The following is a 1,473-nucleotide window of genomic DNA, read 5'->3' on the forward strand; positions in this document are numbered from 1 at the left end:
ATGAATACAGAGTTTAACAATTTCGCATTAACAGATTTTAAGAGACGCCAGTGGTTCCATATGTTCTATCATCGTTTTCAAATAATCAGTTCACTATCCCGTCATCTTTTTTTAAATTTCTCTTTTGCGTATTCGTAGGATTCAAGGATGTAAGGTTTTAATAATTCAAATGTCGCTTCAGATGGGGTTAAAGCGCAAATCCAGCCCATCCACGCATAAACCGGATGCGGCATAATGACATCCTTTGCGGTAAATTCATACGGCATATCTACAATGCAACCTTTACATGGACGTTTGGGCAGTTCTCCGAATAAAGTGCGGAAAGTCTGTTTTCTGACTCCTATATTTATTCGCCACACATCCTTGCGGTCAAGGTGGGAAGCTCGATCATTGTCGCCATCCTTTTCTTTTATCGTCAAGATATAAACCCCACGTTTCAACACTCCATCCGGATTGTAGAAAATCCCACGCTCGCCCCAACTGTTTACTTCGACCGTCCCTTCAAGGTTGTCAAGGCAATATTTCAAAATATCATCAGGTGCAATAGCCATCTTTAATCAAAACATTTAATTAACCTGTACATCGTTTCTATATCCTTCGATGCCATCTCGAATTTTGACTTTTCAATCAGAATGTTCTGGCCGGTCATAATGTAAGAGGGCATAATGCGTATTCCATTATAGAAAATCTCAGTATTACGTAACTTGTAAGTAGATATACTTGGAACGGCATTTTTCTTGGTCGCCTTCTTGCATATCATATTAAAGGCTTTCTTTGCCACATCCCCCATAAGCATGATAACCTTGGCGTTTGGAAACAAAGCAAGCTCTTTTTCCAGATAGGGCAGGCTATCCTCTATGCTCTCCTTTGAAACGGCATATTCGCTTTTAGGTGTCTTGACAGCATTGGTAATGTAAATTCCATGATCCAGAATGTCCTGTATTGAATTTACCTCTATCCCTGCTTTTCTGAACAATGGAATTGTCGTTGACATATACGCGGAATCCGGTTTCCCGTAGAAGTCTTCCTCCGGACATGACGGGACAACCTCATTTATCATGATTGTCTGTATCGTTTCCGGCTCAATATTTACGTCATTAAGCCGTAGATTTTGGGTATCCCCACAGAGTTGTTGTAGTTCCGACTTTATATTCATGATTCTCCTGAGAGTTCGTCCAACCAGTCCTGAGGCCAGTAAACAGTATAATATGCCATAATACGATGTTACTTGTTTCTATTCAAAAAAGCTGCTGCCAGTTCGGAGCTGTTCAGCGTCATTGCCGACGAGTCTTCGAGGTTTTCGGCATCTTCATCATCCGATATTGAAATGAAGAATGTGATTTCTTCGGTGCCTTCTCCGAATATTCCCGAGTCTTTGACCTGCGCCATCGCCGAAATCATTGCGCTGAAGAAAAAGGCTTCTCCCGGCAACGTGTTGTGGTTTTCCCACAGCGATTTGCTGAGCTTCACCAG

Annotated in this window: 3 protein-coding genes; all 3 read right to left on the reverse strand. The window is 41.8% G+C overall.

Going from position 1 to position 1,473, the window contains the following annotated elements:
* Positions 1 to 101 precede the first annotated feature (101 nt).
* Positions 102 to 551, reverse strand: a complete 450-nt coding sequence (locus JX312_RS13610) for a DUF6194 family protein (protein WP_057250590.1) — start codon at positions 549 to 551, stop codon at positions 102 to 104.
* A 2-nt stretch (positions 552 to 553) separates the two neighbouring features.
* Positions 554 to 1,156, reverse strand: coding sequence for a uracil-DNA glycosylase family protein (locus JX312_RS13615; protein ID WP_204458454.1), 603 nt, complete (start codon positions 1,154 to 1,156; stop codon positions 554 to 556).
* Between the two features lie 68 nt (positions 1,157 to 1,224).
* A partial coding sequence (locus JX312_RS13620) for a DUF4303 domain-containing protein (protein WP_204458455.1) occupies positions 1,225 to 1,473 on the reverse strand: 249 nt, incomplete at its 5' end.

It is taken from the genome of Barnesiella sp. CU968 (genome assembly GCF_905219685.1).
Classification (GTDB): Bacteria; Bacteroidota; Bacteroidia; order Bacteroidales; family Muribaculaceae; genus Lepagella; species Lepagella muris_A.